Source organism: Pontibacter silvestris (assembly GCF_020907275.1).
Taxonomy (GTDB): Bacteria; Bacteroidota; Bacteroidia; order Cytophagales; family Hymenobacteraceae; genus Pontibacter; species Pontibacter silvestris.
This window is the reverse complement of the sequence record NZ_JAJJWI010000010.1, coordinates 70,148-94,746: the sequence shown is the minus strand read 5'-3', so window position 1 is coordinate 94,746 and position 24,599 is coordinate 70,148. Positions and strand designations below refer to the sequence as shown.

The window sequence follows — 24,599 nt, the reverse complement described above, 5'->3', positions numbered from 1 at the left end:
TCATAAAAGATCAGCTATAGTAGCCGCTGTACGCACAGCGGCACTAAGTATTACTATAGAAAAATTTTGCTTGCTACGAAGTTAAGAACAGGAGAGTAGCTGAAAGGCTGCAATAGAGCCAGGCAGCTACCAAAAAGCTTTTTCTTAATTCTAAATACTTCTTTATAGCTGCCATTTCTCTCTTCCACATAAATCATTAACATCAACTCACGTAAACTTAAGCTCTGCTTTTAACTGGTTAACCACCATAGGAATTACTTTAGAAACAAGTTGAATATTGGCTGCTATTTCGGAGATGTTTTCTTCAGCTTTGGCACTATTCTCTATCTGCCGGACTACATCCTGCAACTTCACAATATGCATCAGATCGATAGTAGGCTTAAGCTTATGCGCTGCTTCACTTAGTCCTTGCCAGTCCTGCAGCTTGTACTTTAACTGCATATCTGAAACAACAGCAGGAACAGTATCTACAAAAAGTTGTTTAGACCTTTTAATAAAGGCTTCTTTCCCTCTGGACATTTTGTGAATAGTTTTCAGGTCGAACAAGGGCTCCATCTGCTCGTCTTCCTCGCTTACCAAAGCAACATTCCCTTGCTGTAGTTGTAGTGCCCCGGATTTCCTTTTCACATGCCGGGCAATAGTCATAAAAAGCTTCTCTTCTTCAAAAGGCTTTGTGACATAATCATCCATGCCCGTACCCATGTACTTCTCGGCATCACCTTTGATAGCATTGGCTGTAAGAGCAATAATAGGAACATTGGCCTTGAGCTGATCCGGCAATTGCCGGATTTGCTGAGTGGCATCCAAACCATTAAGCTCAGGCATCTGAACATCCATCAGCACCACATCATAATTATTTTTGGAGGCTAAAGCCACAGCTTCTTTACCGTTACAGGCAACGTCTACACTTACTCCCCAGCTGCTCAGGATCGATTCTGCCAGGTAAATATTAATTTCGTTATCCTCTGCCAATAACACACGAATATGACCAAGGCTTTGATAATCGATTTCAGGCTTTTCAGCATTTTCTAGAAGTTCATTGCTCTTAAGGTAAGTGAGGACGAATCGGAAAGCGCTGCCCATCCCCTCCTGGCTGTCTACCCAAATGTTTCCTCCCTGCAGCTCCACCAGGTTCTTACAGATATTAAGTCCTAACCCAGTCCCCCCATACTTCCTTGTAATGCTGGAATAGGCTTGTGTAAACCCTTCAAAAACCGCCTGTTGCTTACCTTCCGGTATACCAATACCGGTGTCGCTCACACTAAATTCCACTGTCACGGCTTCATGGGTGTCTTCAATTATAGTAGCAGACAAGCGCACCGTTCCATCATCCGTAAATTTAAGAGCATTGTTTAACAGGTTAAGCAGAACCTGTTGCAAACGGTAAGGGTCTCCCAAAACAGTCGAATGCACAAACGGCAGGGGCTCCAGCACATAAGCTATTTCTTTCTCTTCAGCCTTGTACATTAGCGTAGTAAAGGCGGCTGTTATTGTTTCTGAAATATTGAATGGAATGTGTTCAATATCGAGCTTACCAGCCTCAATTTTAGCAATGTCAAGGATGTCGTTGATAACAACCAGCAGGTTATCAGATGAGCTTTTTATAATCTTCAGGTAATTCTGCTGCATCTCGTCCAGAGAAGTCTTACCTAATAGGGCTGCCATACCCAGAATACCATTTAAAGGAGTTCTTATCTCATGGCTCATGTTAGCCAGAAAATTCTCTTTAACCCTGGTCGATTCCTCTGCCGCTTCTTTTGCCTGTTTAAGCTCTTCTTCCATCAGCAAGCGTTCCGTCAGGTCATGCCCGATAGCTATAACATAAGGCTCAGCACCACTTTCTTCTACTTTATAACAATAGAAATGCAGGAAACGAGCTTGTTGATCCTTATCTAAAACAGAGAAAACACCATCAAAAGAGACATGCTCCTGCAGATAATCAAGATAACTATCGATAGAAGCTTTCTGCTCAACTGGTAAAAACGCCTTCAATGCTTTACCGATAATTTCCTGTTCTGTATATGCCAGGTTCTTTATGGAGAAAGGGTTTACAGATAATATATTCCCTTTCATGTCATGGCTTAATATATAAGCCTGGCTGTACTTTATCAGATCTTTATACTTCTTCTCACTGATAAGCAGCGCCTCATTAGCTCTCCTTCTTTGTGTAATATCCCGCGTAGAAGACTGCAGTTTAACTACTTGCCCCTTGTCACCAACAATAGGCCTGATGTTAGTCTCTACCCAGATATAAGAACCATCTTTCCTGCGTTTACGGTGCTGTGTAATAAAATTTTCTTTATTACGCAGCACCTTCTCTCGCCTTAACTCATGAATATTTTGCACATCTTCCGGATGTGTTATATCATATGGTGAAGTTCCGATCAGTTCACTCTGAGAATAACCAAATAGCTCCTTAACGGCACTGGACAAATACACGTAAGTTCCGTCTGCTTCATGGAGGCAGATAAGGTCTTTGGAGTTTTCAGATAACAGCCGATACAGCTCTTCTCTTTTCTCCAGCTCTTCTTTCGCCAGCTTTTCTGCAGTAATATCTAAAGACATACCCAGAATATGTGCTGCGCCAGATTCAAGGATGAGAGGCTTTTTAATGGTACGCAGCCATATAACTTCGCCGTTGCTTTTAGTAAGTTTCTCCTCATAACTCTGAGTCTCCATTGTCTGAAGCAACAGCTTATCCGTTTCAGTGAATTCAAACACCTCATCCTCCTGGGTATGGACATCACGATCAGTTTTACCGATGATGTCTTCGGGTGCACGTCCAAAATGCACTGCAAAAGCTTTGTTAACGAAAGTAAACTCGCCTTTCTCGTTCTTAACAAAAACGAGGTTTGAACTGGTGTTCATCACCTGTCTGATAAGCTCATCCTTTTCCCTTATCTGCTTATCACTGGTTTTCTGCTCGGTAATATCACGAACAATTACCAGAACTTTTTCAGCTTCATATTTTTTAATGCGGGCCTCCCTATACCTAAGGCCACAAGCTGTTTCAATAACGTATTCAGCAGAAATAAGAGAGCCAGTATTTAGTGCTTGGTTAATTTTCAGCAGAAGCTCATGTGCTAAGTCTGGAGGCAGCATTTTTTGCAAAGCACTACCAACTATTTTATCCTGTGGTAAAACAGTAGCAACCTGGTTTGAGTTACTCATTTCCAGAAACTCACCATTACGGCTGACAATAAACATTAAGTCAGGAATGGCAGCCAGAATAGCCCGGTTTTTAGCCTCGCTGGCTATAACTTCCTGTTGCACTTTCTTCAGCTCTGTTGTATCCAATCCGTTGGCAATCATAAAGCGAACCTGCCCCTGCTCGTCCAGAAGAGGTTTAATTATACGCAGAAAGTGTAGTGTCTCTCCTTCTCTGCTTAGCAAGGTTTCCTCAAACTCAACCATCTGCTTTTCATGCAGCGCCTTTGCCAGGTGCTGCGCTCTCCGGCCTATAAACTCTGGCGACAGGTTCCGGAAAGCCCCGTACTCCTCCTGGGTCTTTCCAATAATCCACTCTCTTACCTCCTTGTCTTTAAATGCCTTTAAGTTTGCGTACTGGATCCTGAGTTCTTTGTCAAAAACAACTATATCTGAAGGTAAATTATTTAAGATAGTTTCGTAATATCCTTTTTGCTGAGCCAGTTCCTGTTGGTGCAACTTTTGTTCTGTAATATCCCTTGCAGAACCTATTACCTGTTTTACCTCGTTGCCTGCATTACGCTTGTAAACAGACTCACGGCAACGCAACCACCTTATTTCTCCATCTTTGTTCCGTACTCTATATTCTACTTTAACTATTTCACCATTTCCGGCTTTAGACATTTGTTCTTCATGAATCTCCATTTTATAGAGGTCTTCTTCGCACACAATTGAAGCAAAGAAATTACCTCCCATAGCATCTATGTCAGCTTTTGTATAGCCTAAAACACTAAGTACCTGCTCGTTAAGGTATATATTTTTCCCAGCCTCAAAATCATTTATATAAATTATATTGGGAACAGTTCTGACAATGTTATTTACGAAATTCTGACTCTCTGCCAGTGCCAGATCTCTTTTACGAACTTCTGTTAAGTCATGAAAATAGATATTAATATAGCCATCTTCAGGAAAAGGAGAGGTTACTACATGGTAATAGCCACCTTGTATATAAATAACTAAATTGTAGCGATTTATAGCTTCTTCTGGTTTACTAACAGTACGTTGAACCTTTCTTTGTAAAGCAGCCAATTTCTTTGGGGATAATTTTCGAAGTTGTTGTTGAGCAGCCAAGTTAGCAAACAGAATCTCCCCATTATAACTTAACCTTATAAGCGGATTAGGACATTCATCCGTAAGATCAGACTTTATTTTATAATCAGGGTCGGGGTGTTTTACACTTATCTCGCGGTAAAGCCAGGCTGTTCCGTAATGCTCCGGAGCATATTCAACAGGTATTGCCTCACATACTATGGTGTTCCCGTTTTCATGAACAAATTCAAGGTGGAAGTTTTCGTCAGTAGCCTGTGTTATGGCACTGGTCAGAGGGGCAAATGCTACTATATCTAGCTGTGCCAGTAGCGACACATCTTCACCTATATACGCTTGGGATGCATCGGGCAATTGAAACAACTCACCAAAACGTTTATTGACATAAACTACTTTGTTACCGGCATCTGCTATAAGTATGGCATAGCTCAATTTTTCCAGAAAAGCAGTACCAGGGAAACTGAAACAGCCTTGTTCGTCATTAAAGTCCTCACCTCTTCTTTCCTGTAAAAGTTGCTCTGCCTTTACTCTCCTTTTTTGTTCAATTTCCAACTGCTGGCGAAGCAAATATATTTCCTGCTCTACTTCCATAAATACAAATTAAAGTAGTGCAAAAATATACTATTTCATAAAGTAACCTAACCTATATTGTTATATAATTTTACTTTTAATTTTGAGTTACAACACTAAATAAACATTACAATAAGAACAGAGAGACTGACTTTTTGTAACTTCTTAATGATTTACAGCTAACACTTAACCTATCAAATTAAATACAAAAAGTCCAAATTGTTTTTTACCTGTAAGAATCTTGATCATAAAATAAATTCTAAAGGGACATCCTACCCTTAAGCTAAACAATAATTCACTACAATTTTAAATAATTTTTAACTGCAATAATTCACATACACCAACCATAGGGTTAATAAAGGGAGAAAAAACATAGCTCAGGGAATAGGCCTGCAACTGGAGAAGCAGATACTGCTCCCTGGTCCACTAATAACAGAATAACAGCTATTATTGCATATGCTGACTGATGAAGTACACCCGGAGCAATAAATAAACTATCAAATTATTTAAATAGCATGTTCTGCCGGGACTGTGCTTTAAGGTAAAATCAGTAGCTGTTGGTAATGAAGCAAAAAGTTAAACAGCCTTAAGTTCCGGTATAGGAAAACCATTGCACTTAATATGCAACATCACTACCACACGATCAACTGACAACTAATATTTTCATAAACAATTTCACTCAAGCTTCATTCACTATTGCTGAAGGTGTTTAGTATAAATTTAGTATTACAAACTCTCTACTACAGCCAGGAACTAGTTTATCAACAACAGACACGTTATACTATAGCTATAGCTAACCCTATACTTAACTTCGTCCGTACAACTTATTATGCTGGAGTTATCCAGTGGTTGATAAAATGATGTTTCACAAAAGAGAAGGAGAAAAACCATGTCAGATAATAAAGATAATATCAGCAACGAATTGAACACACACGCAGGAGTAAGCGGACAGCAGCCCGGCCAACAAACAGGCCCTGTAGGTGGTAGTGCCGAAAATACGCGCGGAGAGAATAAACCAAGCAGGGAAGGTACAACTGGTGGTGCCAAACCAGGAAAAGCTAGCCCTGATAAAGATACACAGGAAAATGCCACCACTACAACCCGTGGTGCAGATAGCTCTGACAAAGAATTTCGCAATAACCAGCCCAACGCCAGTACACTAAAAGGGCAGAAAAACAACGAAGGCTTAGGCAATGAAAAATAATTGGCCTAGCCACAAATAAATATTAACATATAGCTTTAAAACTACAAAAGACCCGGGTAAAACACTCGGGTCTTTTGATTTTCAGACACAGCATGAGTCCGAAATGTTTCTCTATTTTAGATTATCCAGCACTTTATACATTTTATGTACAACTGCTGAAGAGGAGCCACTATAATTATTAACTAGGAAGGAGAAAATATATTCCTTCCCGTCTTTACTTCTATGGTAGCCACAATACCCTCTTACACCTCTTATAGACCCGCTTTTCATTTTCATGCTATTATAAAGTGGCAGAGCTGTATAGAAACCGTTGAACCAGGCTTGTTTCCGGGCATGCTGCAAAATACTCACCTGCGCATGTGTAGTTACCCTGTTCAATGGCGAAAGGCCGGAGCCATCCACTAGACTTACTTCTGTTTCCGGTATACCTTTTTGCTTCCAAAAGTTTCGAATTAACTCTATCCCTTCGTTAGTAGAACCATTCCCTTTATGTTTTGAGGCCATTGTTTTCAGTAAAGCTTCTCCGTACAGGTTAATACTCTTTTTATTGAACCAGTAAATAATGCTGTCCAGCGGGGGTGACGTTACAGTATGAAAGGTAGTACAGCTACTGATAGGGAAGTTTAGTTTATTTTGTTCCGCCGCTGTTTGCGGAAGCCTTATACCTAAAAGCTTAAGCGTATCTGCTAAGGTGCCTACAAACTGACGAGAAGCAATAGGTACAGCTCCGGAAATCTTAAAGCTGTTTTCGTTGACAGGAATAGTACCTCTGATAACGCCAGTTGCTGCACTTAAAGGAAAATAAATATACGCATTATCACCCGTACCAGCCGCTGCAGAAGTAAGTTCCGACGTTAACGAATAGCCATGCAAGGCCGGTACGGTTTTAACAATGGTAACCGGGTCGCCTATTTGTTTACCTGATTTTAAAAGAACATCGTATTGGTTCTCGCGCCAGTTCAGCTTGGCTGGTCCTGCCCCGTAATAATTGCCTATGTCCTGCCATATCCAGCCATCTGGTACTGTTTCTTCGTCCCAACCTTCATTAACCAGCAGCACTTCATTAAAAGACTTTATTCCTGTTTCCCGGATAGCCTGGCTTAGCTTTTTTAAGACAACACTCTCTTTTGTATCACGCCAGCGCCAACTGCCAAAAGTAGGGTCTCCGCTCGGGAAAATCAGAAGCGACGACTTCTCTTTGTTGTTGAGGTAAGCAAATGTTGTCTCGTACTGGAAATCTGCACCTAATAGCTCATAAGCACTTACACTTGTAATTACTTTCATGGTAGAAGCCGGAGCTAAGCCAATCATTGCGTTTCTGTCAAACACTACATGCCCCGTTTTCGCGTCCACTACATACAAAGAGGCGATGCCATTGCGCAGTTGCGGGTCGTCCTGAAAAGCTTTGAAGGCAGCTGAAAGTTTCTCCGTAACAGTTTGAGAACAGGCCAATGTGTGCACCAAAGTGCACGCTACCATTAAGGTTAATTTTGCTATCAGTTGTTTCATCACCTTAAAGTAAATAATAAATCCAGTGCGAAACCAACCATAGCTTTAAGAGTTGTTCATAAGTTGCTGCTGCCATAAGCTATATAGTTACTGTTAATCATCGGGCTTAAACAGCTTAAGCAATAAAAGGTTAAATGCCCTCTACCATTCCCATTCTTTTCTGGCACATCCCACTAAATTCAACTATTCTTGCAGACTTTTTGTTAAAGAACCAAGCTGGTAAAGTCACAATAAAAGAACATACTTTAACAGAAATAAAACAATCAAAACCGATACTTTATGCAGAGCCTAAGCTCCAAAGAATATAAAAATGAGTTTGTAAGTACATTCGATGGCGATGAAAGTGGTGACTTAAAACCACGGCAAACACCGGGAGTCTTATATAGCAAAGCCATTCCTACGCCTGTGAAGCAACCAACACTGCTGGCTTGGTCAGAAGATCTGGCGAAAGAGTTGGGAATACAAAAACCGACAAACCAGAAGGAGGTTGATATATTGGGTGGGAATCATGTTACAGCTTCCATGCATCCGTACGCGGCCTGCTATGCCGGGCATCAGTTCGGGCATTGGGCAGGCCAGTTAGGTGACGGCAGAGCCATAACATTAGGTGAGTGGGAAACGGCTGCCGGCACAACATGGGAATTCCAGTTAAAAGGTGCAGGCCCTACACCATACTCACGCAGGGCCGATGGCAGGGCAGTACTGAGATCTTCTGTCCGGGAATATCTGATGAGTGAAGCCATGCATTACCTGAGTATTCCTACCACCAGAGCTTTGAGCCTTGTTGCTACCGGTGACCCGGTACTGCGCGATATGTTTTACAATGGAAATGCAGCTTTTGAACCTGGAGCCATTGTAATGCGTGTCGCCCCTAGTCTTTTACGCTTCGGAAACTTTGAAATGCCAGCTGCCAGAAAGGAGACAGAGAACCTCAGAAAGTTGGTTAACTGGACGATAGACCGCTATTATCCACACATACAGGGAGAAGGAGAAGAAAGAGTTCTTGCCTGGTTTAAAGAAGTGGTGGAACGAACAGCCAATTTAATGGTGGAGTGGCTACGGGTAGGTTTTGTACATGGCGTTATGAACACCGATAACATGTCTATTCTGGGCCTTACCATCGACTATGGCCCCTACTCTTTCCTAGATGATTACGACCCTAATTTCACACCTAACACTACCGATTTACCGGGCAGAAGGTATGCTTTCGGAAAGCAGGCTTCCATTGCTTACTGGAACCTGGGTTGCCTGGCAAGCGCAGTTGCCTCGCTTTTACCAGACACCAAAGCTTTAGTGGAAACACTGGAGGCTTACAGCGATGTTTTTGCCAGTAAGTACTTAACCATGATGGGGAATAAGCTGGGGCTTGATCAGGTACAGGCAGCGGACACCGAACTTATAGAGCAATTTGAAAAAGTACTTTCTACTATCAAGCCTGATATGACTATTTTTTACCAGCTTCTCATTGACTTTCCGCTTACCATAGAAAATGAGCAGGATGTTTGGAGCCACTTTCAGGATAGCTTTTATAAAGATACTGAATCTGAAGAAAGAGAAGCTTTCTATAGTTTGATAAAAGCTTATGTAGCGCGAATCAATAAGAATACCTGTTCAAGAGAAGAGTCCAAGAAGCGCATGAGAGCAAGCAACCCACGCTTTATCTTAAGGAACTACCTGCTGTCTCAGGCAATAGAGGAATTGGAAAAAGGTGAAAACAAGCTATTTATTCAGTTGCAGGAGGCTATTAAGGAACCTTACTCCAGCAAGTTTGACGAGTTCTTTGCCAAAAGACCTGAGTGGGCAACAAAAAAAGCTGGTTGCTCTATGCTTTCCTGTAGTTCATAATATGCAGAACATCTGGAGGCTGCTTAAGCACCCTTTTTAATATAAGCTTCATAACTTCGAACTGATCGGGGCTATTTCATGTTTAACAGAAGAACAGGCAAAAACAAACAAAAGAGTCTTAATATTGCCTCTTTTAACACAGGATATCTTTGCTATTTAATGCTTTAAGATAATTTGGTTACTGCATCTACCCCAAACCAATATAAAGCCTCACCCATTTAAAGGCTCCAGCCATCACAGGCTTAAATACAATCATAGAAATAAAGCAGGCTTCAAATTGATAAACTATTATATTTGCATCTTTAGCAAAGTAAAAATCTTAAACTAATCGTCAGTATCACAACTAATCTATGTCTAAACAAAATTCGATAAAAAACATGTCGAACTGGAAAAACCACCTAAGACTACTACTTTTTGGTACCGCTACAGCATTCGGGTTCGAAGCTTCGGCACAGCAAAGCGGCGCAACACCGGCTTCTTTTATAGATAAGAGTAACATGGACCTGACTGTAAAGCCAGGTGATGACTTTTACACTTATGCCAATGGAACCTGGTTAAAAAACAATCCTGTTCCGGCAAAAGAAACCCGTTGGGGAAGCTTTAACCTACTGCGTGATTTCAATATTAATGCAGTTAAAACTATTCTTAATGAAGCCGCTGCAGATACAAAGGCTCCTAAAGGCTCTGTACAAAAACGCGTAGGCGACTTCTATGCCGCCGCTATGGACAGCGCCGCCATTGAAAAGCAGGGATATTATCCTATTAAAGCAGATCTTAAGAGAGTGAAATCTGTTAAGGATATAAACGGTGTATTAAGTGAAGTGGCAAAACTTAGAACTTCTGGTGCTGCATCTCCAATGTTCGGCTTTTATGTAGGCCAGGACCGTAAAGATGTAAACAACATGGTTCCCCAGCTTAGCCAGGGCGGTACTACCTTACCTGACCGCGATTATTACCTGAAAGATGATGCACGTAGCCAGAAAATTCAGGATGCATATAAAACCTACATCACGACACTTTTTTCTTTAACCGGTACTCCGGAAGCAGCAGCTCAGAAGAAGGCAGAGACTATCTTTAACCTTGAGAAGAAGATGGCTGAGGCCCAAATGAGCCGTGTAGAGATGCGTGACCCATACAAGACTTACAATAAATTTGCAATAGCCGATTTCAGCAAAACTACTTCAAACATTGAATGGAAATCGTTGTTGGCTAAAATGAAGGTAAGCGGAGAAGATACAATCCTGGTAAACAACCCTTCATTCTTCAAAGATCTGGATGGCCTGCTGACAAGCACTCCTATTGAAGACTGGCAGACTTACCTTCAGTGGAATGTGCTTAAGTCTTCTGCTCCTTACCTGAGCTCTCCGTTTGTTGATGCGAACTTTGCTTATACTCAAGCTTTGAACGGACAAAAAGTACAAACTCCTCGCTGGCAGCGTATGTCGTCGCTTACTGACCATACGATTGGTGAATTGCTGGGCCAGGTATACGTGAAGAAGTACTTTAAACCTGAGGCGAAGGAAAGAATGCAGGAGCTGATCGGGAACCTGATCAAAGCTTACGAAATCCGCATCAACAACCTTGAGTGGATGAGCGCTACGACCAAAGAGAAAGCACTTGCTAAACTACATGCCTTTACACCTAAAGTAGGTTATCCTGACAAGTGGAAAAACTACGATGGTCTGGAAATCAGCCGTAAGTCTTTCTTCCAGAATGTACGTAATGCCGGCCAGTGGGCTTACAACGACATGGTAGGCCAGCTAGGCAAGCCTGTTGACAGAACTAAGTGGGGAATGACTGCACCAACTGTAAACGCTTATTACAGCCCAGTTATGAACGAGATTGTGTTCCCAGCCGGTATCCTGCAGTTCCCGTTCTTCGACCCTAATGCAGACGACGCCGTCAACTACGGTGGTATCGGAGCTGTTATAGGCCACGAGATTTCTCACGGTTTCGATGATTCAGGTAGCCAGTATGACAAAGATGGTACCTTGCGAAACTGGTGGACAGATGAAGACCAAACCAGGTTTAAGGAAAAAGCACAGGCTCTGGCAACTCAGTATGATGCTTATACCGTTTTAGACACGATTCATGTAAATGGTAAGCTGACGCTTGGCGAGAACATCGGTGACCTAGGCGGACTGAATGCCGCTTACGAAGCTTTTAAAATGACTAAACAAGGTCAGTCTAATGAAAAGATTGATGGCTTCACACCAGATCAGCGTTTCTTCCTTTCTTGGGCACAGGTATGGAGAACTAACATTCTTCCTGAAAGTGCAGCACAACAGATTGTAACAGACCCACACTCTCCGGGTGAGTACAGAACAATTGGTGCACCTGTAAACATGGATGCCTGGTATGAGGCGTTCAATGTACAGCCAGGCGATAAGCTTTATAAAGCACCAGAAGAAAGAATCAGACTCTGGTAATAAAGTCAGCTGAATAGCTACCTTACTTTGGTTTCAAAATGCTGCTCCATCATGTATTGGAGCGGCATTTTTTATTATTAGCATATCCCAAGCAGCTTCATCACCTCTCCTTCTCCCACAGTAAGCCCATCTCTTTTATGAAACATTCTTAATCATATACGCAACTTTATCGTACTCATGATTATAAACTTTTTTGTACTTAACCTAACTTAATATGCAATTTTACTCTACAGCCCAGGAAGATCTCCTTTTTGATGCTGCCCGAAAAGGTGATGTGGATTATTTAACGCAACTCATCGAGAACAAAGCAAATATCAATGTTCAAAATGCCAAAGGTTTCACACCTTTGATTATTGCTTGTTATGATGACCATTTAGAAGCAGCCAAAGCATTAATAAATGCTAATGCCGAAGTAAATGCGCAGGATGCCAGTGGAAACACAGCTTTGATGGGAGTTTGCTTTAAAGGATATCCGGACATAGCCCGTCTTTTGATTGAAAACGGAGCTGATTTAAACTTACAGAACGGTAATGGTGGTACAGCTTTGATGTTTGCAACTTTATTTGGAAGAAATGAACTGGTAAAAATACTCCTGGAGTACAATGCCGATACAACCATTCAGGATGTCCGGGGCCTGACAGCTTATGATCTTGCCATACAACAAGGTAATGAAGAAGCTCTTAAGCTATTGCAACAGCATACGTAGAAGTTTAAGAACGTCGAGTTTTCATGACATCTCATCGCGCGAGGCTCCAGCCTCGCGTCTACTGTTCCTGGGCCTCTGGCTCTTTTAATGTAAAGTTATCAAACAAAGGCACTCCTGCTGCAAATGCTCAACTTTGCAACTATACAATAATAACTTCATCTATAAAATAAATGCACAAGCCTCTTCTTTAAACAAGAGATAGTCTTATCTCCTGTGCTTTCGTACCAAATAGAGAGACAAACAAGAATATATGGCTTCAGCAAAACTTACCGCTAAAGATTTACTTACCCTCGGCTTCCCTTCCGGTAAACCAGTTACTATTGCCCTGCAACTAATAGATACTTATTATACTGATCTGGCCCGTAACCATCAGATAGAGTTACTGCAGGATGTGCTAACTGCACCGGAACAGTATAAGTTACAGGCAACTCTGGGGCCGCTGGCACAAGCCATACTCACACAGAAATCGTCTGGACCTATAGAGCTAAAGCCGGGAAAGCAGAAATTTGCCATCTATGGTGGAGAAAACATTGAAGGAGGTGCTCTTCACCAGATGGAACTGGCCATGCGTTTGCCCATTGCGCAGGCAGGAGCCCTGATGCCAGATGCCCACCAGGGTTACGGGTTACCAATTGGTGGTGTACTGGCAACACATAATGTCGCGATACCATATGGGGTAGGGGTAGACATTGGTTGCCGCATGTGCATGAGCATTTATGATATTCACACTGGTTTTATAGATAAAAACCAAGATAAGCTTAAAAAGATGCTGCTCGATAATACCCGCTTCGGCCACACTTCCTTTAAAAGGCCCATGAACCACCCTGTTATGGATAGACCTGAATTCTCTGAGCTGCCCATTGTGCGGGAAATGAAAGACAGGGCTTATCAGCAATTGGGCACCTCAGGCGGCGGTAACCATTTTGTAGAGTTTGGTACTGTGGAAATACATGATGTCAACAATGACCATGACCTGCCAAAGGGGAAGTACCTGGCAATTCTCTCCCATTCAGGTTCCCGCCGGTTAGGGGCCAACATTGCCGGTTACTATACAAAAGTGGCTATGGATGCCTGCCAACTACCACCTGATGCCAAACACCTGGCTTGGTTAGACCTGGACACGGAGGCCGGGCAAGAATACTGGTTAGCTATGAACCTTGCTGGTGACTACGCCTCTGCCTGTCATCATCAGATACACGAGCGTCTGGCGAATAAACTAACGGAACAACCAATGGCTGTGATTGAGAACCACCACAACTTTGCCTGGAAAGAGAAAGATGCTACCGGCAAAGAGGTTATCGTTCATCGTAAAGGGGCAACACCAGCAGGTAAAGGCGTGATGGGTATTATACCCGGCTCTATGGCCACACCTGGCTTTATAGTACGTGGCAAAGGGGAAGCTGCTTCTATTAATTCCGCCTCGCATGGAGCCGGACGCCTTATGTCCAGAACAGAGGCTAAAAAAACGCTCTCCCTTCCCCAGGTGCGCAAGTACTTGCAGAAAGCTGGGGTAGATGTTCTAGGCTCCGGCCTGGATGAGGCCCCAATGGTTTATAAAGATATCAACAAAGTAATGGCATCACAGCAGGACCTCGTGGAGGTAGTGGGCACTTTCCATCCTAAAATTGTGCGTATGAATGGGGATGAGAAATATATAGAGGTAGATTAAGCCAAAATTAATAAGCAACATATAAACAGAAAGCAGGCTCAGAAAAACAGGAAAAACTAAGCAAGTAACCGAATGCTAAGAACTCAGGTTGATTTTTCCTTATTAAAAAGGTAATTCACCACTACATAGAAGAAGCCAAAAACGTTAGCAGTCGTAGTCGTAATAAGGGCGATTAAAACAGCATCGGAATATATAAGTTTACCCATACCGCCTAAAATTACCACCACAAGGATGCAAAACATCCATATAACTGTTACTCTAAAAATTCTGTCTGCAAAATTTTTCCTGGCTTCGTTGTCGTCTCTTAACCTTTTCAGGCGCTCCTTCTGCAGTTCTCTGTTAAATTCTTCGTTTACAAACTCTACCTCATCAGCAATAGAACCACTTACACTTACAGGTGAAGCAAACTGTTTCCGTATAACTTCCTTTATTTCTGCTGCGGGCTTTACTGCAGAAGTTGCTGCTGACGGCTTAGTTTCACTCATGAACTTTAAGCGGCTAATAAATTTTCAAAATAGTCTTTAATGTCTTTGTTATCAATCGGTACACTTAAAGTGCCTGGCTGGTAGACTCTGGACCAGGGAGAATCCTCGGCATGTGTCCAGTTCGACAAGGCTAACGCACCAATATCTTTTGTTGCTTCCCAGGTATATTCTACAGCATCTTTTGCTTTATCGTCAAGCTCATAAAGTACATTGTCTTTCGGTATGGCAAAACATAGGTCTGTATCTCTTATAGGGCTGCTGCCATATAATTTGAAATCCTGGTAAATATCCGGAACAACAGGCCCGAAACGCCAGGCTTCAAAGTTTTCCTGAATAAGCGGCTCTCCATTATATTTTGCCAGATGATAACCATGAGCAAAGAAAACCATCTTCTGTAACTTCATCTGAGTTACAAACTGGCCGGATTCAATCCCCTTCTTAACAAGGGCATAAGCAATATAAGATGCAGGATATGGCATGTAAATTGTATACTGACTTTATGCAAGTTAGCAAAAGAATTATGATACATAATACAGTGCATCATAATTAAAAGTTTAGGAGATAAGCGAATGTGCTTTTAAGCACTGAAGACATTATAAGCTATTCATTTTAAACCATTTAACTAACGATTAGTAGGAAAAACAAATAGCACTGTGCTATATATATTCAATGATAAATACTACTTTTGCGTTCTTTTAACCAGTATTAAAGTATCCTAATGGAAGTTAACATTACCGAATACATTAACGTTGATTACGATAAAGAGCGACATTTTCTTTATACTTCAATGCACAGAACCATTAGTAGCGAAGAATTAAGGAATACAATATCGTTTGTCGCAAACTTTATCAAAAATGAAAACGTTAAGTACTGGATTGCTGATACCCGCTTATTAAATGGGATTCTGATTAGTGACCAGCTCTGGGTGCTTCGCAAAATAGTGCCTATAGTTATCAAATCTGACTTGCAAAAACTAGCTCAGGTAGGCAACAGTGATATTTTTCACTATATGTCTTTTGAGAATTTGGTACAGCAAGCTTATAAAATGTTTAATACTGGTATTGCCTTTGAGCAGTTTATAACATATGACGCCGCCCTTGACTGGATAGCTCTTCCGGAATAGAAGGATTATAAAGCCTATTCTCTGCCCCAACCTTTTAACAATTGGCTGTAATATAACTTAAGGCAGGCTTTTGTGCTTATTATACAATCCGTCCTGCACACTTCTTTAACTATAGTTTAACGTTTGTCAACAGAAGGCCAAACTTTTAAAAACAGAAGTATTTCAGCAAAGTGAGGCTGAAAGTTTGTTCAGGCTCTTTTTTCATCAAAACATTACTGGTAAAATAGCTTTGCCCTGTAACGCACGAGCCACTGCAAGGGTAAACATAGTTTAAACATCAAAGGACCAGCAATAGCATATCAGCCACAAAACTATAGTATGAGTAAGTTCGACATATTGATCGTAGGAGCAGGGGCTTCGGGGCTAATGGCTGCACGGCATTTAGCTAAAGCAGGTTATAAAGTAGCCGTACTGGAAGCACGCGACCGGACTGGAGGGCGTATCTATACACAGAGAGCAGCAGGTTTTTCTGTGCCTATAGAAGTGGGAGCAGAATTTGTGCATGGTAATTTGCCGGTAACACAGGAAGTTTTCAAAGAAGCAGGTATCTCTTTTTTTGCCATGGAGGGTAAATCTTATCAGGTAAAACATGGGGAACTACAACAATCTGATGAGTTTATAGATAATTACCAGGAGCTGATTAAAAAGCTAAATAAGCTTGAGGAGGATTTGACCTTAGCGGCCTTCCTGGAAAAATATTTTAAGGAAGAACAATACACTGGCTTACGGGAATCTGTTACAAAATTTGCAGAAGGTTACGATGCTGCCAACATACAGCAACTAAGCGCAATGGCCCTGCGGGATGAACTGCAAAGTGGTGGTGCCACCAATTCTTACTTTCCGAAGGGCGGCTACAGCCAAGTATTGGATTTTCTTGCAAATGAAGCACAGGCATCAGGTTGCGTCATTCATCTGTCACTTATAGTGCAGGAAGTACGCTGGCAGGCAGGCCACGTAGAGGTACTTTGCGAGCAAGAACAGTCTTTTACAGCCTCTAAAATATTAATTACAGTACCACTGGGTGTGCTACTTTCAGAGCCTGGCAGCAAAGGACACATCAGGTTTACCCCTGCCCTTCCCGAAAAGTCTGCTGCACTACAAACTTTGGGTTTCGGCCCGGTGATTAAGATTTTACTCGAGTTCAAAACTGCTTTTTGGGATAATGAAAAGAATAAGCAACAAGTTAGCCAGCTACCTGAACTAAGCTTCTTATTTTCAGATGCCACCCCAGCTCCTACCTGGTGGACACACTTTCCCGAAAAAACTCCTTTACTTACAGGATGGATATCTGGTCCTCTGGCAGAAAAGCATAAAGATTTAACAGAAGACGACATTATCACAGAAGCACTGAAATCTCTTGCCTATATCTTTGAAACCGATACCAGCTTTTTGCAAGGGCAGCTTATCGCCAAACAAGTAGTGAACTGGGTGACAGACCCTTTTGCCCGTGGTGCTTATACCTATGCTACCGTAGCGTCAAAAAAAGCCAGAAAGGTACTGACACAGCCGCAGGATAATACCCTCTTTTTTGCTGGTGAAGCCTTATATGAAGGAGAAGCAATGGGTACAGTAGAAGCGGCTCTGGCTAGTGGGCACGAAGCGGCTCAGCAATTGCTTGGTTCAGTTGTTAAAGAAAGATAAGGTTTATTATTAACTTGGGTCGAAGGCATTTATAAGAAGTTAAGCCTTATTATTATTATTATTATTATTATTATTATTATGCCCCTGGTGGAGCAAAGCATAATCAGCAGGTGTGTCTATATCTATGCTGCCCTGGGGAAACGGTATAGAGGCAACAGCATTGGCATGTTTAAAAAGCAGCTTCTTCGCACCCTCCTGCCCTTTTAAGGAAAGTAAATCAGGAAAAAAAGCTTTATCGAAAAACACAGGTGCGCCCAAGGTTTTGTTATAGGCGCAGGCGATAATTCCCTTTCCGGTTGCATAATTAGCTTCTATTAACTTATTCAGTATAGCAGGCTCCACAAAAGGCTGGTCGCATAACATAAGTATAACTCCTGTTACTCCTGCATGCATCTTTTGCAACGCCGAGAGACCAGTTCTTATTGAAGCGCTCATCCCCTCCTGCCATTCGGGGTTTATGATAAGCTGCACAGGCTCCTGAGCTACCTCCGGCCGAACAGCCTCAGCATTAGCTCCCAATACCACAACCACCGGCTTACCGTCTGAATTAAGTGCAACCTGCACAGCATGTTGCAAAAGACTTTTTCCCTGAAACTGTACTTTTTGCTTAGGTTCTCCTAACCTGGTGGATGCTCCTGCCGCCAGTACGATAATACCAATCATATGTGCTTTTGTGTTCCCTACGAAAGAACTACTTGGTTGCCCGGTTTTGATTCGCGTTCATGAATTGTGTCTCGTTTTTCCCGTAAGAAGGTACCTGCCTTTTTAGATAATACCGCTTTGATCTCTGCCATAACTGATAAAGCAATTTCCTCAGATGTCTCTGCGCCTACATCAAGCCCAACAGGTCCATATACACTGGCCAGGTGTTCATTGTTTATCTCCATTCCCTCCTCCTGCAACTCATCTAGCATACGGTTCAGTTTCTTTTTAGGCCCCAATACACCTATGTAAGGAAGCTGTAAAGGCAAAAGCTGCCGTAACATAGCCAGGTCATAGTTATAGTTATGAGTCATAAGTAAGAAAATCGTTTGGTCGTCTTGCCTCACCTGGTCAAGAACTTTATCAGCTTTAGAAACCAACACTTTTCCTGCCAATGGAAAACGCTCTACTGTCGCATAGTTAGCCCGTCCGTCCACTACATTAGTCTCCCAACCCATAACAGCTGCCATTTGAACCAGAGGCATTACATCGTTCCCAGCCCCAATGACAACAAGCGAAACTGGAGGTTTTAAAAATTCTATGAAACCTGTTAGCGGCTGCGCTTGTGTAGCATATTCCTGTATGGCAGAAGCTTTATTCCGCATTACTTTTCGGGCATCTGCTAACAGTTGAGGCTGTAAATCTTTATCAAAACAGGAGCCTGTAAGCTTTTCATTTTCATATAGAAAAAAACAAGTCCCCGGCTGCTTGGCTCTTTTATTCTGCAGGCAAAACAGGGTAACCAGTACACCTGTTTGTCTCTTGCTTAGAAAGAGTTTAAGTAACTGGATCGGATTGTCAGGATCTTCTACATTGATAGGCTCTATTAGAATCTGGATAATACCGTTACAGCCTAAGCCTACTCCTAGCTTGGCATCGTCGTCGTCAGTTGTGTCGTAAGTGACCAGCATAGCCTGTTGCTGCGACATTACCAATCGTGCCTTGCGTAAAGCGTCTCCCTCCAGGCAACCACCACTTATGGCTCCGGTTAATTTACCGTCTTCAGTTACCAGCATACGCGCACCAGGCCTGCGATAAGACGACCCCTTAACATGTACCACTGTTGCCAAGGCCATCTGCTTTCCCTCTTCCTGGGCTACATCAGATGCTCTCACTATATCACTTATTTCTTTCATTCTAAACTTAACTAAACAACTAATATGCTGTTACTTTCGGTTAAAAAAGTATATCCCGGCACCCAATCCGGCAATTATGGCTGCACTTGTTAAGGCTACCCTTCGTTGCTCACCAGGAGAACGCCACCCGCCTTCAATACCTGTTTCAGAGCCAGATGGCTCGAACAGGCTATTATCTGAAACAGGTGCTGTTTTAGCTCTGTGAAAGTAATTTTCCATAATACCTGCCATCAAACGGCGCGTAAGGCCAGGCAACAACTCATACGAAAATCTGAGGAAATTAGCCGATCCCCCTACTGTTACAGCCTCTTTCGGATAAGTTGCCAGCGCAACCATAGCCTCGGCAACACGCTGCGGATCATAAACAGGCGGAATAGGTTTTATTTTTAATCCAATGTAATTTCCGCCATGCTGAAAGCCGGGAGTATCAATAAAAGCAGGAAAGACATCGCATATATGAATATCAGGCCATTTCAGTAACTCTCCGCGCAATGCACCTGAGAAGCCCCGCAAACCAAACTTACTGGCTGCATAAGCTACAGTGTAAGGTTGCGGTACCCAGGCACCTACCGAAATCGTGTTAATCAATATACCATAACCTTGCTCTTTGAAATAGGGTAGCACAGCATAAGCACCATGCATATGCCCCAGCAGGTTTGTCTTTATCACCTGCTCATGTGCCTCCATAGGTGTTTGAGTAAATTCACCCACGGCACCAATACCGGCATTGTTAATCCAGACATCGATCCGGCCTGCCAATTCGTGGGCTGCCTGTGCCAGGTGCTGCACTGCATTTGAGTCTGTAACATCTGTTTTTACAAAAACAGCTTTGGCACCCAAGGCTTCGCATTCTGTCACCACTTCAGCTAAGGCATCATCCCGCCTTGCAGCTAACACAAGAGTAGCACCGCCACGTGCAAATTCTAATGCTGTCGCACGGCCTATACCACTAGATGCCCCAGTCAGGACCACCACTTTTCTATTTAAATGCTTAGTCGTTTTCATAACCTGGTAGATTTAACATTGTTTTTTGCAGGAGAAAGAAGGCTACAGCCTGCAAACAGAGTTCTACAGGCTGTAGCCTTCTTCATTACATTGCTTTGTCTAAAGTAATAGGCAGATCGCGGACACGCTTGCCAGTTGCGTGAAACACAGCATTGGCAATAGCCGGAGCAACACTTACAATACCTATTTCACCCAGGCCTTTCGCTCCGATAGGGTTAACAATATCATCATTTTCTTCTACAAATATCACATCAATGTCATGTACATCGGCATTAACAGGAACGTGATATTTATCGAGGTCGTGATTCATGAACCGGCCCAAGTTATTGTCCATTACTGTTTCTTCTTCCATCGCCATACCTATGCCCCAGACTACACCGCCCAGTATCTGGCTTTTTGCTGTCTTTGGATTCATGATACGACCACCTGCAATAGCACTGACAACACGCGTAACTTTGACGGTTCCTAAATCTTCATCAACTTTTACTTCCACAAAAACTGCTGAGTGAGCATAGCGACCATAGTTACTTTGCCCCTTATCAGGCTCATTTGAAACATCCTCTTCTATTCCTTCAAACCCACCTTGATTGATGATGTCTGTAACAGCAACCCCCTGGGCAGGATTGTTTTTAAGCTTGATTTGGCCATCCGCAAAAATTATATCCTTAAACGTAACACTGGCAAGCGGTGAACCTGGCATTTGCTGAGCCAGCTTTAAAAGCTTTTCACCTACTTTATCACATACAGCTTTTACTGCAGAGCCAACAGAAGAAACTGTCCAGGAGCCACCTTCTAAAGGAGACATCGGCAGAGAAGAGTCACCAAGTTTAAATGTAACATCCTCCAGCGGCATACCAAGTGTATCAGCAGCAATTTGCGTCATAACTGTATAGGTACCTGTACCAATGTCAGCTGTCGCGCAACTAACAGTCAGTTTACCATCGGCAGATAAAACTGCTTTGGCAGCAGCAGGCTTCTGGGTCGCTTCCCAGGCTCCATGAGCCATTCCCCAGCCAATCAGGTTATGGCCCTCCCGCATAGAACGTGGCTCTTTGCTTCGTTTATTCCAGCCAAATTTTTCTGCCCCCTGCCTGTAACATTCGCGCAGTTCTTTGCTGGAAAACGGTTTGTCTTCGTTCTGGTCTCTTTCTGAATAGTTCTTCAGGCGAAACTCCAATGGGTCCATGCCTACTTTATATGCAAGCTCGTCCATTGCGCATTCCAGGGCATATATACCGGTAGCTCCGCCTGGTGCACGCATATCAAGCGGTGTATATACATCCAGAGCCACTAGTTTATGGCTAACTTTAACATTATCACAATGGTAAAGTACGCCCGGCCATATAACAACATTCTCGCTGTAATCTTCAAACTTAGATGTCTCCGCAAAGGCATCATGCATGACAGCCTCTAGTTTACCGTCTGTAGAAGCCCCTAAAGCAAACCGCTGTACTGTTTTAGGGCGATGCCCAAAAGAAAACATTTGCTGGCGTGTCAGCACTACCCTTACTGAACGCTTCAGCTCACGTGCCGCCAGTACTGCTAAAAACAACTGATACTGCGGCCGTAGACCGGAGCCGAATGCTCCCCCTACAAAAGGTGATATAACATGCACCTCCTCCATCGGAAGAGCGAAAGCTTTGGCAATGTACTGCTGGCTATTCTGCACCCCCTGAACTTTATCATAGATAGTCATCTTGCCACCATCTCCCCACACCACTGTAGAAGCATGCATCTCCATAGGGTTGTGGTGTTCGCTTGGATGTGCATATTCTGTTTCGATTTTGACAGCGGCACTAGCCAAAGCTTCGTCCGGATTGCCCCAAGGCTCTGGCGGAGGGTTGGACTTATACTGCTCAGGCACGTAAGCCTTTCCTATGTTAGCTTCAAAATCGGTATCAAACTCCTGCGTTACGTACTCAACTTTTACTAAAGATGCGGCATACCTTGCCAATTCAAAAGTGTCCGCTACCACAAGCGCTATAGGCTGCATGCTAAACTGCACTTCGTTGTCGTACAGCGGACGGAATGGGGAACCCGGAGGCGAGTCTTTATCCTGATAATTTTTATCGCCCCAGATATAACCAGGTCTGTTTTCGTGAGTAAAAACCTGTAACACGCCGTCCAGCTGAAGCGCCTGGCTGGCATCAATGCTCTTTATTCTTCCTTTGGCAATGGCACTGCTTACAACGAAACCATACGTAAGATCAGGTGCACTGAACTCAGCTGCATATTTTGCTTCTCCTGTTACTTTAGCGCGACCATCCACGCGATTGGCCGGTTTTCCTATTTGGTTTGTTATCATGATTTTTCCTCCATTTCTAAGGCTTGTTCTAGGGCACGTACTATAGCGCGTTTTGCAAGCTCTATTTTAAAATCATTGTCTCCGTATCCTTTTGCACCCTCTATGTAAGCTTCGGCTACTTTCCGGAAGTTTTCCCTCGTCGCTTGCCGGCCATTTAACAAAGCTTCTGCTTCAGGCTTTCTCCAGGGCTTATGAGCTACCCCTCCAAGCGCAATACGAGCTTCTTTTATGGTGTCGCCTTCCATATCTAAAGCGGCGGCAACCGATACCAGTGCAAAAGCATACGAAGCACGATCGCGTAGCTTTATATAAGTGTAATGGTCGGCAAAGCCTTTGGCAGGTAAGTCAATTGCTGTAATAATCTCGTCATCTCCCAGGTTACTGTCTATATGTGGCGTATTGCCAGGCAGTCTATGGAACTCAGAAAGCGGAATGGTACGCTCCCCATTAGGGCCTGTAACACGTACAGTGGCTTCGAGCGCGGCAAGAGCCACAGCCATATCGGAAGGATGTGTGGCAATGCAATGTTCGCTGGTACCTAAAATAGCAAGGTCGCGGTTATATCCCTGGATGGCAGAACAGCCTGTTCCAGGTTCACGCTTATTGCAAGGTGTATCCGTATCGTAAAAGTAGTAACAACGGGTGCGCTGCAGTAGATTTCCGCCGTCGGTAGCCATATTGCGCAATTGTGCTGTAGCACCAGCCAGTATGGCATGAGAAAGCAATGGGTAACGCTTCTCTACCTGCTCGTGATAGGCTGTATCGCTGTTAGTTACAAGTGCTCCTAGCCTTAAGCCACCATCATCTGTCTCTTCAATAGTGTCTAAAGCAAGGCGTGTAATATCAACCAAACGACTCGGCCGCATCACCTGTATCTTCATTAAATCGAGTAGGTTAGTGCCACCTGCTATAAACTTTGCTCCTTTATCTGCAGCCACCTGGCTTACAGCATTACCGACATCCTCTGCTCTGGTATAGTTAAAACTTCTCATTGTGCCTGGCTCCTTTCTAATGCTTCCTGAACTACCTTTACAATATTATTATAAGCTCCACAGCGGCAGATATTGCCACTCATCAGATCGCGGATATCGTCCAGTGTTTTGGCTTTGCCTTCATTTACCAGTCCGATTGTAGAGCAAATTTGTCCTGGTGTGCAGTACCCGCACTGGAAAGCATCATGGTCTATAAAAGCTTGTTGCACCGGGTGAAGCTCGCCATCTTTTGCCAGTCCCTCAATGGTCGTAACTTCAGAGCCATCTTTCATAACAGCCAACGTCAGGCAGGAATTAATTCGCTTGCCGTTGAGAAGAACCGTGCAGGCCCCACATTGTCCGTGGTCACATCCTTTCTTTGTGCCAGTGAGGTCCAGATGCTCCCGTAATAAATCGAGTAAAGATGTCCAGGGAGCAACTTCTAAACGATGTTCCACACCATTGATGGTGAGCGTAATAGTGTTTTTAGGAGGTAAAAATGGCGTGTGTTTTTCAGCAGTTTCATTTTGTGGTTTGTCTTTCATGTTAGCTGGTTCAAATGGTTTTGAAGATAAAAGTGAGTAGCTCTGGCCATGGAGCTTTGATAGCTGTACTTTACATTGAGCGGTCCTACTAAATCTGCATCTTTACAAATACCTATTTTAAAAGCTTTGTACTTAAGCAGCTAAATCAGTTGAACTTTATCAGCAAGATCTAGTATTCCTTGAGTCTTACGCAGGCTTAGAAATATATGTTAACAGAGAGACTGTTGTTTTTATAGCTGTTGATTTTTACAGTACTCTATCTACCTGAGAAGAGGGGATGAAGAGTTAAAAGGGAAGGAAATTCTAGCTTAAGCCAAAGTAGTTAAATTATATTTATTACTTTAATTACCTTTTGAGGGTCTGACAACTATTAAAGTTATCCTAGCAGAGTTTGTTTCATAAGGTCACATTAGCTGAGGCTGTAAATAGTTTTGATCTTCTTCAGTAAACAAAAGAGGCTGCCTTAATAAGGCAGCCTCTTTTGTTTACAAACTTTATAG

At 42.9% G+C, this 24,599-nt stretch carries 17 protein-coding genes; 7 read left to right on the top strand and 10 right to left on the bottom strand.

All coding sequences use genetic code 11. From position 1 onward, the window contains the following. Positions 1–207: 207 nt before the first annotated feature. On the bottom strand, positions 208–4,845 hold the full coding sequence (locus tag LN995_RS11010) for a PAS domain S-box protein (RefSeq protein WP_229961116.1): 4,638 nt from the start codon (positions 4,843–4,845) through the stop codon (positions 208–210). A gap of 868 nt (positions 4,846–5,713) precedes the next feature. Here LN995_RS11010 and LN995_RS11005 point away from each other — a divergent pair. Continuing rightward, entirely contained in the window at positions 5,714–6,028 is a 315-nt protein-coding gene (locus tag LN995_RS11005) for a hypothetical protein (RefSeq protein ID WP_229961115.1), read from the top strand. 111 nt (positions 6,029–6,139) lie between these two features. Here the strand turns inward: LN995_RS11005 and dacB are convergent, their stop codons facing one another. Next, complete coding sequence (gene dacB / locus LN995_RS11000; protein ID WP_229961114.1) at positions 6,140–7,537, bottom strand: D-alanyl-D-alanine carboxypeptidase/D-alanyl-D-alanine endopeptidase; 1,398 nt, start codon at positions 7,535–7,537, stop codon at positions 6,140–6,142. Between the two features lie 279 nt (positions 7,538–7,816). On the opposite strand from dacB, the gene LN995_RS10995 reads away from it, so the two are divergent. The 4 genes from LN995_RS10995 to LN995_RS10980 all read left to right on the top strand — a co-directional run bounded on the left by LN995_RS10995 (position 7,817) and on the right by LN995_RS10980 (position 14,186). Beyond that, positions 7,817–9,382, top strand: coding sequence for a protein adenylyltransferase SelO (locus tag LN995_RS10995; protein ID WP_229961113.1), 1,566 nt, complete (start codon positions 7,817–7,819; stop codon positions 9,380–9,382). A 377-nt stretch (positions 9,383–9,759) separates the two neighbouring features. After that, positions 9,760–11,811 carry a M13 family metallopeptidase gene (locus LN995_RS10990; protein WP_377469298.1) on the top strand — a complete coding sequence of 684 codons (2,052 nt, stop codon included), beginning with the start codon at positions 9,760–9,762 and terminating at the stop codon, positions 11,809–11,811. Between the two features lie 214 nt (positions 11,812–12,025). Further along, positions 12,026–12,517, top strand: coding sequence for an ankyrin repeat domain-containing protein (locus LN995_RS10985; protein ID WP_229961112.1), 492 nt, complete (start codon positions 12,026–12,028; stop codon positions 12,515–12,517). A gap of 250 nt (positions 12,518–12,767) precedes the next feature. After that, on the top strand, positions 12,768–14,186 hold the full coding sequence (locus LN995_RS10980) for an RtcB family protein (protein WP_229961111.1): 1,419 nt from the start codon (positions 12,768–12,770) through the stop codon (positions 14,184–14,186). A gap of 83 nt (positions 14,187–14,269) precedes the next feature. Here LN995_RS10980 and LN995_RS10975 read toward each other — a convergent pair whose 3' ends face one another. Together LN995_RS10975 and LN995_RS10970 are read right to left on the bottom strand one after the other, a co-directional pair. Further along, a complete protein-coding gene (locus tag LN995_RS10975; protein ID WP_229961110.1) occupies positions 14,270–14,671 on the bottom strand; it encodes a hypothetical protein in 402 nt (133 codons plus the stop codon). A 5-nt stretch (positions 14,672–14,676) separates the two neighbouring features. Further along, on the bottom strand, positions 14,677–15,150 hold the full coding sequence (locus tag LN995_RS10970) for a Panacea domain-containing protein (RefSeq protein ID WP_229961109.1): 474 nt from the start codon (positions 15,148–15,150) through the stop codon (positions 14,677–14,679). A gap of 239 nt (positions 15,151–15,389) precedes the next feature. On the opposite strand from LN995_RS10970, the gene LN995_RS10965 reads away from it, so the two are divergent. Together LN995_RS10965 and LN995_RS10960 are read left to right on the top strand one after the other, a co-directional pair. Further along, positions 15,390–15,794 (top strand): hypothetical protein, encoded by a 405-nt coding sequence (locus LN995_RS10965; RefSeq protein WP_229961108.1) that lies wholly within the window; start codon positions 15,390–15,392, stop codon positions 15,792–15,794. Positions 15,795–16,112: 318 nt separating this feature from the next. Then, positions 16,113–17,435, top strand: a complete 1,323-nt coding sequence (locus LN995_RS10960) for a flavin monoamine oxidase family protein (RefSeq protein WP_262910465.1) — start codon at positions 16,113–16,115, stop codon at positions 17,433–17,435. A gap of 39 nt (positions 17,436–17,474) precedes the next feature. Here LN995_RS10960 and LN995_RS10955 read toward each other — a convergent pair whose 3' ends face one another. The 6 genes from LN995_RS10955 to LN995_RS10930 form a co-directional block, all read right to left on the bottom strand. Next, positions 17,475–18,098 carry a nucleotidyltransferase family protein gene (locus LN995_RS10955; RefSeq protein ID WP_229961107.1) on the bottom strand — a complete coding sequence of 208 codons (624 nt, stop codon included), beginning with the start codon at positions 18,096–18,098 and terminating at the stop codon, positions 17,475–17,477. A gap of 17 nt (positions 18,099–18,115) precedes the next feature. Further along, positions 18,116–19,273, bottom strand: coding sequence for an XdhC family protein (locus LN995_RS10950; RefSeq protein ID WP_229961106.1), 1,158 nt, complete (start codon positions 19,271–19,273; stop codon positions 18,116–18,118). Positions 19,274–19,303: 30 nt separating this feature from the next. Continuing rightward, positions 19,304–20,278 (bottom strand): SDR family oxidoreductase, encoded by a 975-nt coding sequence (locus LN995_RS10945; protein WP_229961105.1) that lies wholly within the window; start codon positions 20,276–20,278, stop codon positions 19,304–19,306. Positions 20,279–20,363: 85 nt separating this feature from the next. After that, positions 20,364–22,583 carry a xanthine dehydrogenase family protein molybdopterin-binding subunit gene (locus tag LN995_RS10940; protein WP_229961104.1) on the bottom strand — a complete coding sequence of 740 codons (2,220 nt, stop codon included), beginning with the start codon at positions 22,581–22,583 and terminating at the stop codon, positions 20,364–20,366. Further along, positions 22,580–23,575 (bottom strand): FAD binding domain-containing protein, encoded by a 996-nt coding sequence (locus LN995_RS10935; protein ID WP_229961103.1) that lies wholly within the window; start codon positions 23,573–23,575, stop codon positions 22,580–22,582. Before LN995_RS10935 ends, LN995_RS10940 begins: the two co-directional genes overlap by 4 nt. After that, positions 23,572–24,099, bottom strand: coding sequence for a (2Fe-2S)-binding protein (locus tag LN995_RS10930; protein ID WP_229961102.1), 528 nt, complete (start codon positions 24,097–24,099; stop codon positions 23,572–23,574). The genes LN995_RS10935 and LN995_RS10930 overlap by 4 nt, the downstream gene beginning before the upstream one ends. Positions 24,100–24,599 lie beyond the last annotated feature (500 nt).

Bases quoted from the DNA above. Each gene is read 5' to 3' on its own strand.
- LN995_RS10985 (WP_229961112.1), top strand. From the start codon at position 12,026: ATGCAATTTTACTCTACAGCCCAGGAAGATCTCCTTTTTGATGCTGCC.
- LN995_RS10955 (WP_229961107.1), bottom strand. From the start codon at position 18,098: ATGATTGGTATTATCGTACTGGCGGCAGGAGCATCCACCAGGTTAGGA.
- LN995_RS10990 (WP_377469298.1), top strand. From the start codon at position 9,760: ATGTCGAACTGGAAAAACCACCTAAGACTACTACTTTTTGGTACCGCT.
- dacB (WP_229961114.1), bottom strand. From the start codon at position 7,537: ATGAAACAACTGATAGCAAAATTAACCTTAATGGTAGCGTGCACTTTG.
- LN995_RS10960 (WP_262910465.1), top strand. From the start codon at position 16,113: ATGAGTAAGTTCGACATATTGATCGTAGGAGCAGGGGCTTCGGGGCTA.
- LN995_RS10935 (WP_229961103.1), bottom strand. From the start codon at position 23,575: ATGAGAAGTTTTAACTATACCAGAGCAGAGGATGTCGGTAATGCTGTA.
- LN995_RS10940 (WP_229961104.1), bottom strand. From the start codon at position 22,583: ATGATAACAAACCAAATAGGAAAACCGGCCAATCGCGTGGATGGTCGC.
- LN995_RS10930 (WP_229961102.1), bottom strand. From the start codon at position 24,099: ATGAAAGACAAACCACAAAATGAAACTGCTGAAAAACACACGCCATTT.
- LN995_RS10950 (WP_229961106.1), bottom strand. From the start codon at position 19,273: ATGAAAGAAATAAGTGATATAGTGAGAGCATCTGATGTAGCCCAGGAA.
- LN995_RS10965 (WP_229961108.1), top strand. From the start codon at position 15,390: ATGGAAGTTAACATTACCGAATACATTAACGTTGATTACGATAAAGAG.
- LN995_RS10970 (WP_229961109.1), bottom strand. From the start codon at position 15,150: ATGCCATATCCTGCATCTTATATTGCTTATGCCCTTGTTAAGAAGGGG.
- LN995_RS11010 (WP_229961116.1), bottom strand. From the start codon at position 4,845: ATGGAAGTAGAGCAGGAAATATATTTGCTTCGCCAGCAGTTGGAAATT.
- LN995_RS10945 (WP_229961105.1), bottom strand. From the start codon at position 20,278: ATGAAAACGACTAAGCATTTAAATAGAAAAGTGGTGGTCCTGACTGGG.
- LN995_RS10980 (WP_229961111.1), top strand. From the start codon at position 12,768: ATGGCTTCAGCAAAACTTACCGCTAAAGATTTACTTACCCTCGGCTTC.
- LN995_RS11005 (WP_229961115.1), top strand. From the start codon at position 5,714: ATGTCAGATAATAAAGATAATATCAGCAACGAATTGAACACACACGCA.
- LN995_RS10995 (WP_229961113.1), top strand. From the start codon at position 7,817: ATGCAGAGCCTAAGCTCCAAAGAATATAAAAATGAGTTTGTAAGTACA.
- LN995_RS10975 (WP_229961110.1), bottom strand. From the start codon at position 14,671: ATGAGTGAAACTAAGCCGTCAGCAGCAACTTCTGCAGTAAAGCCCGCA.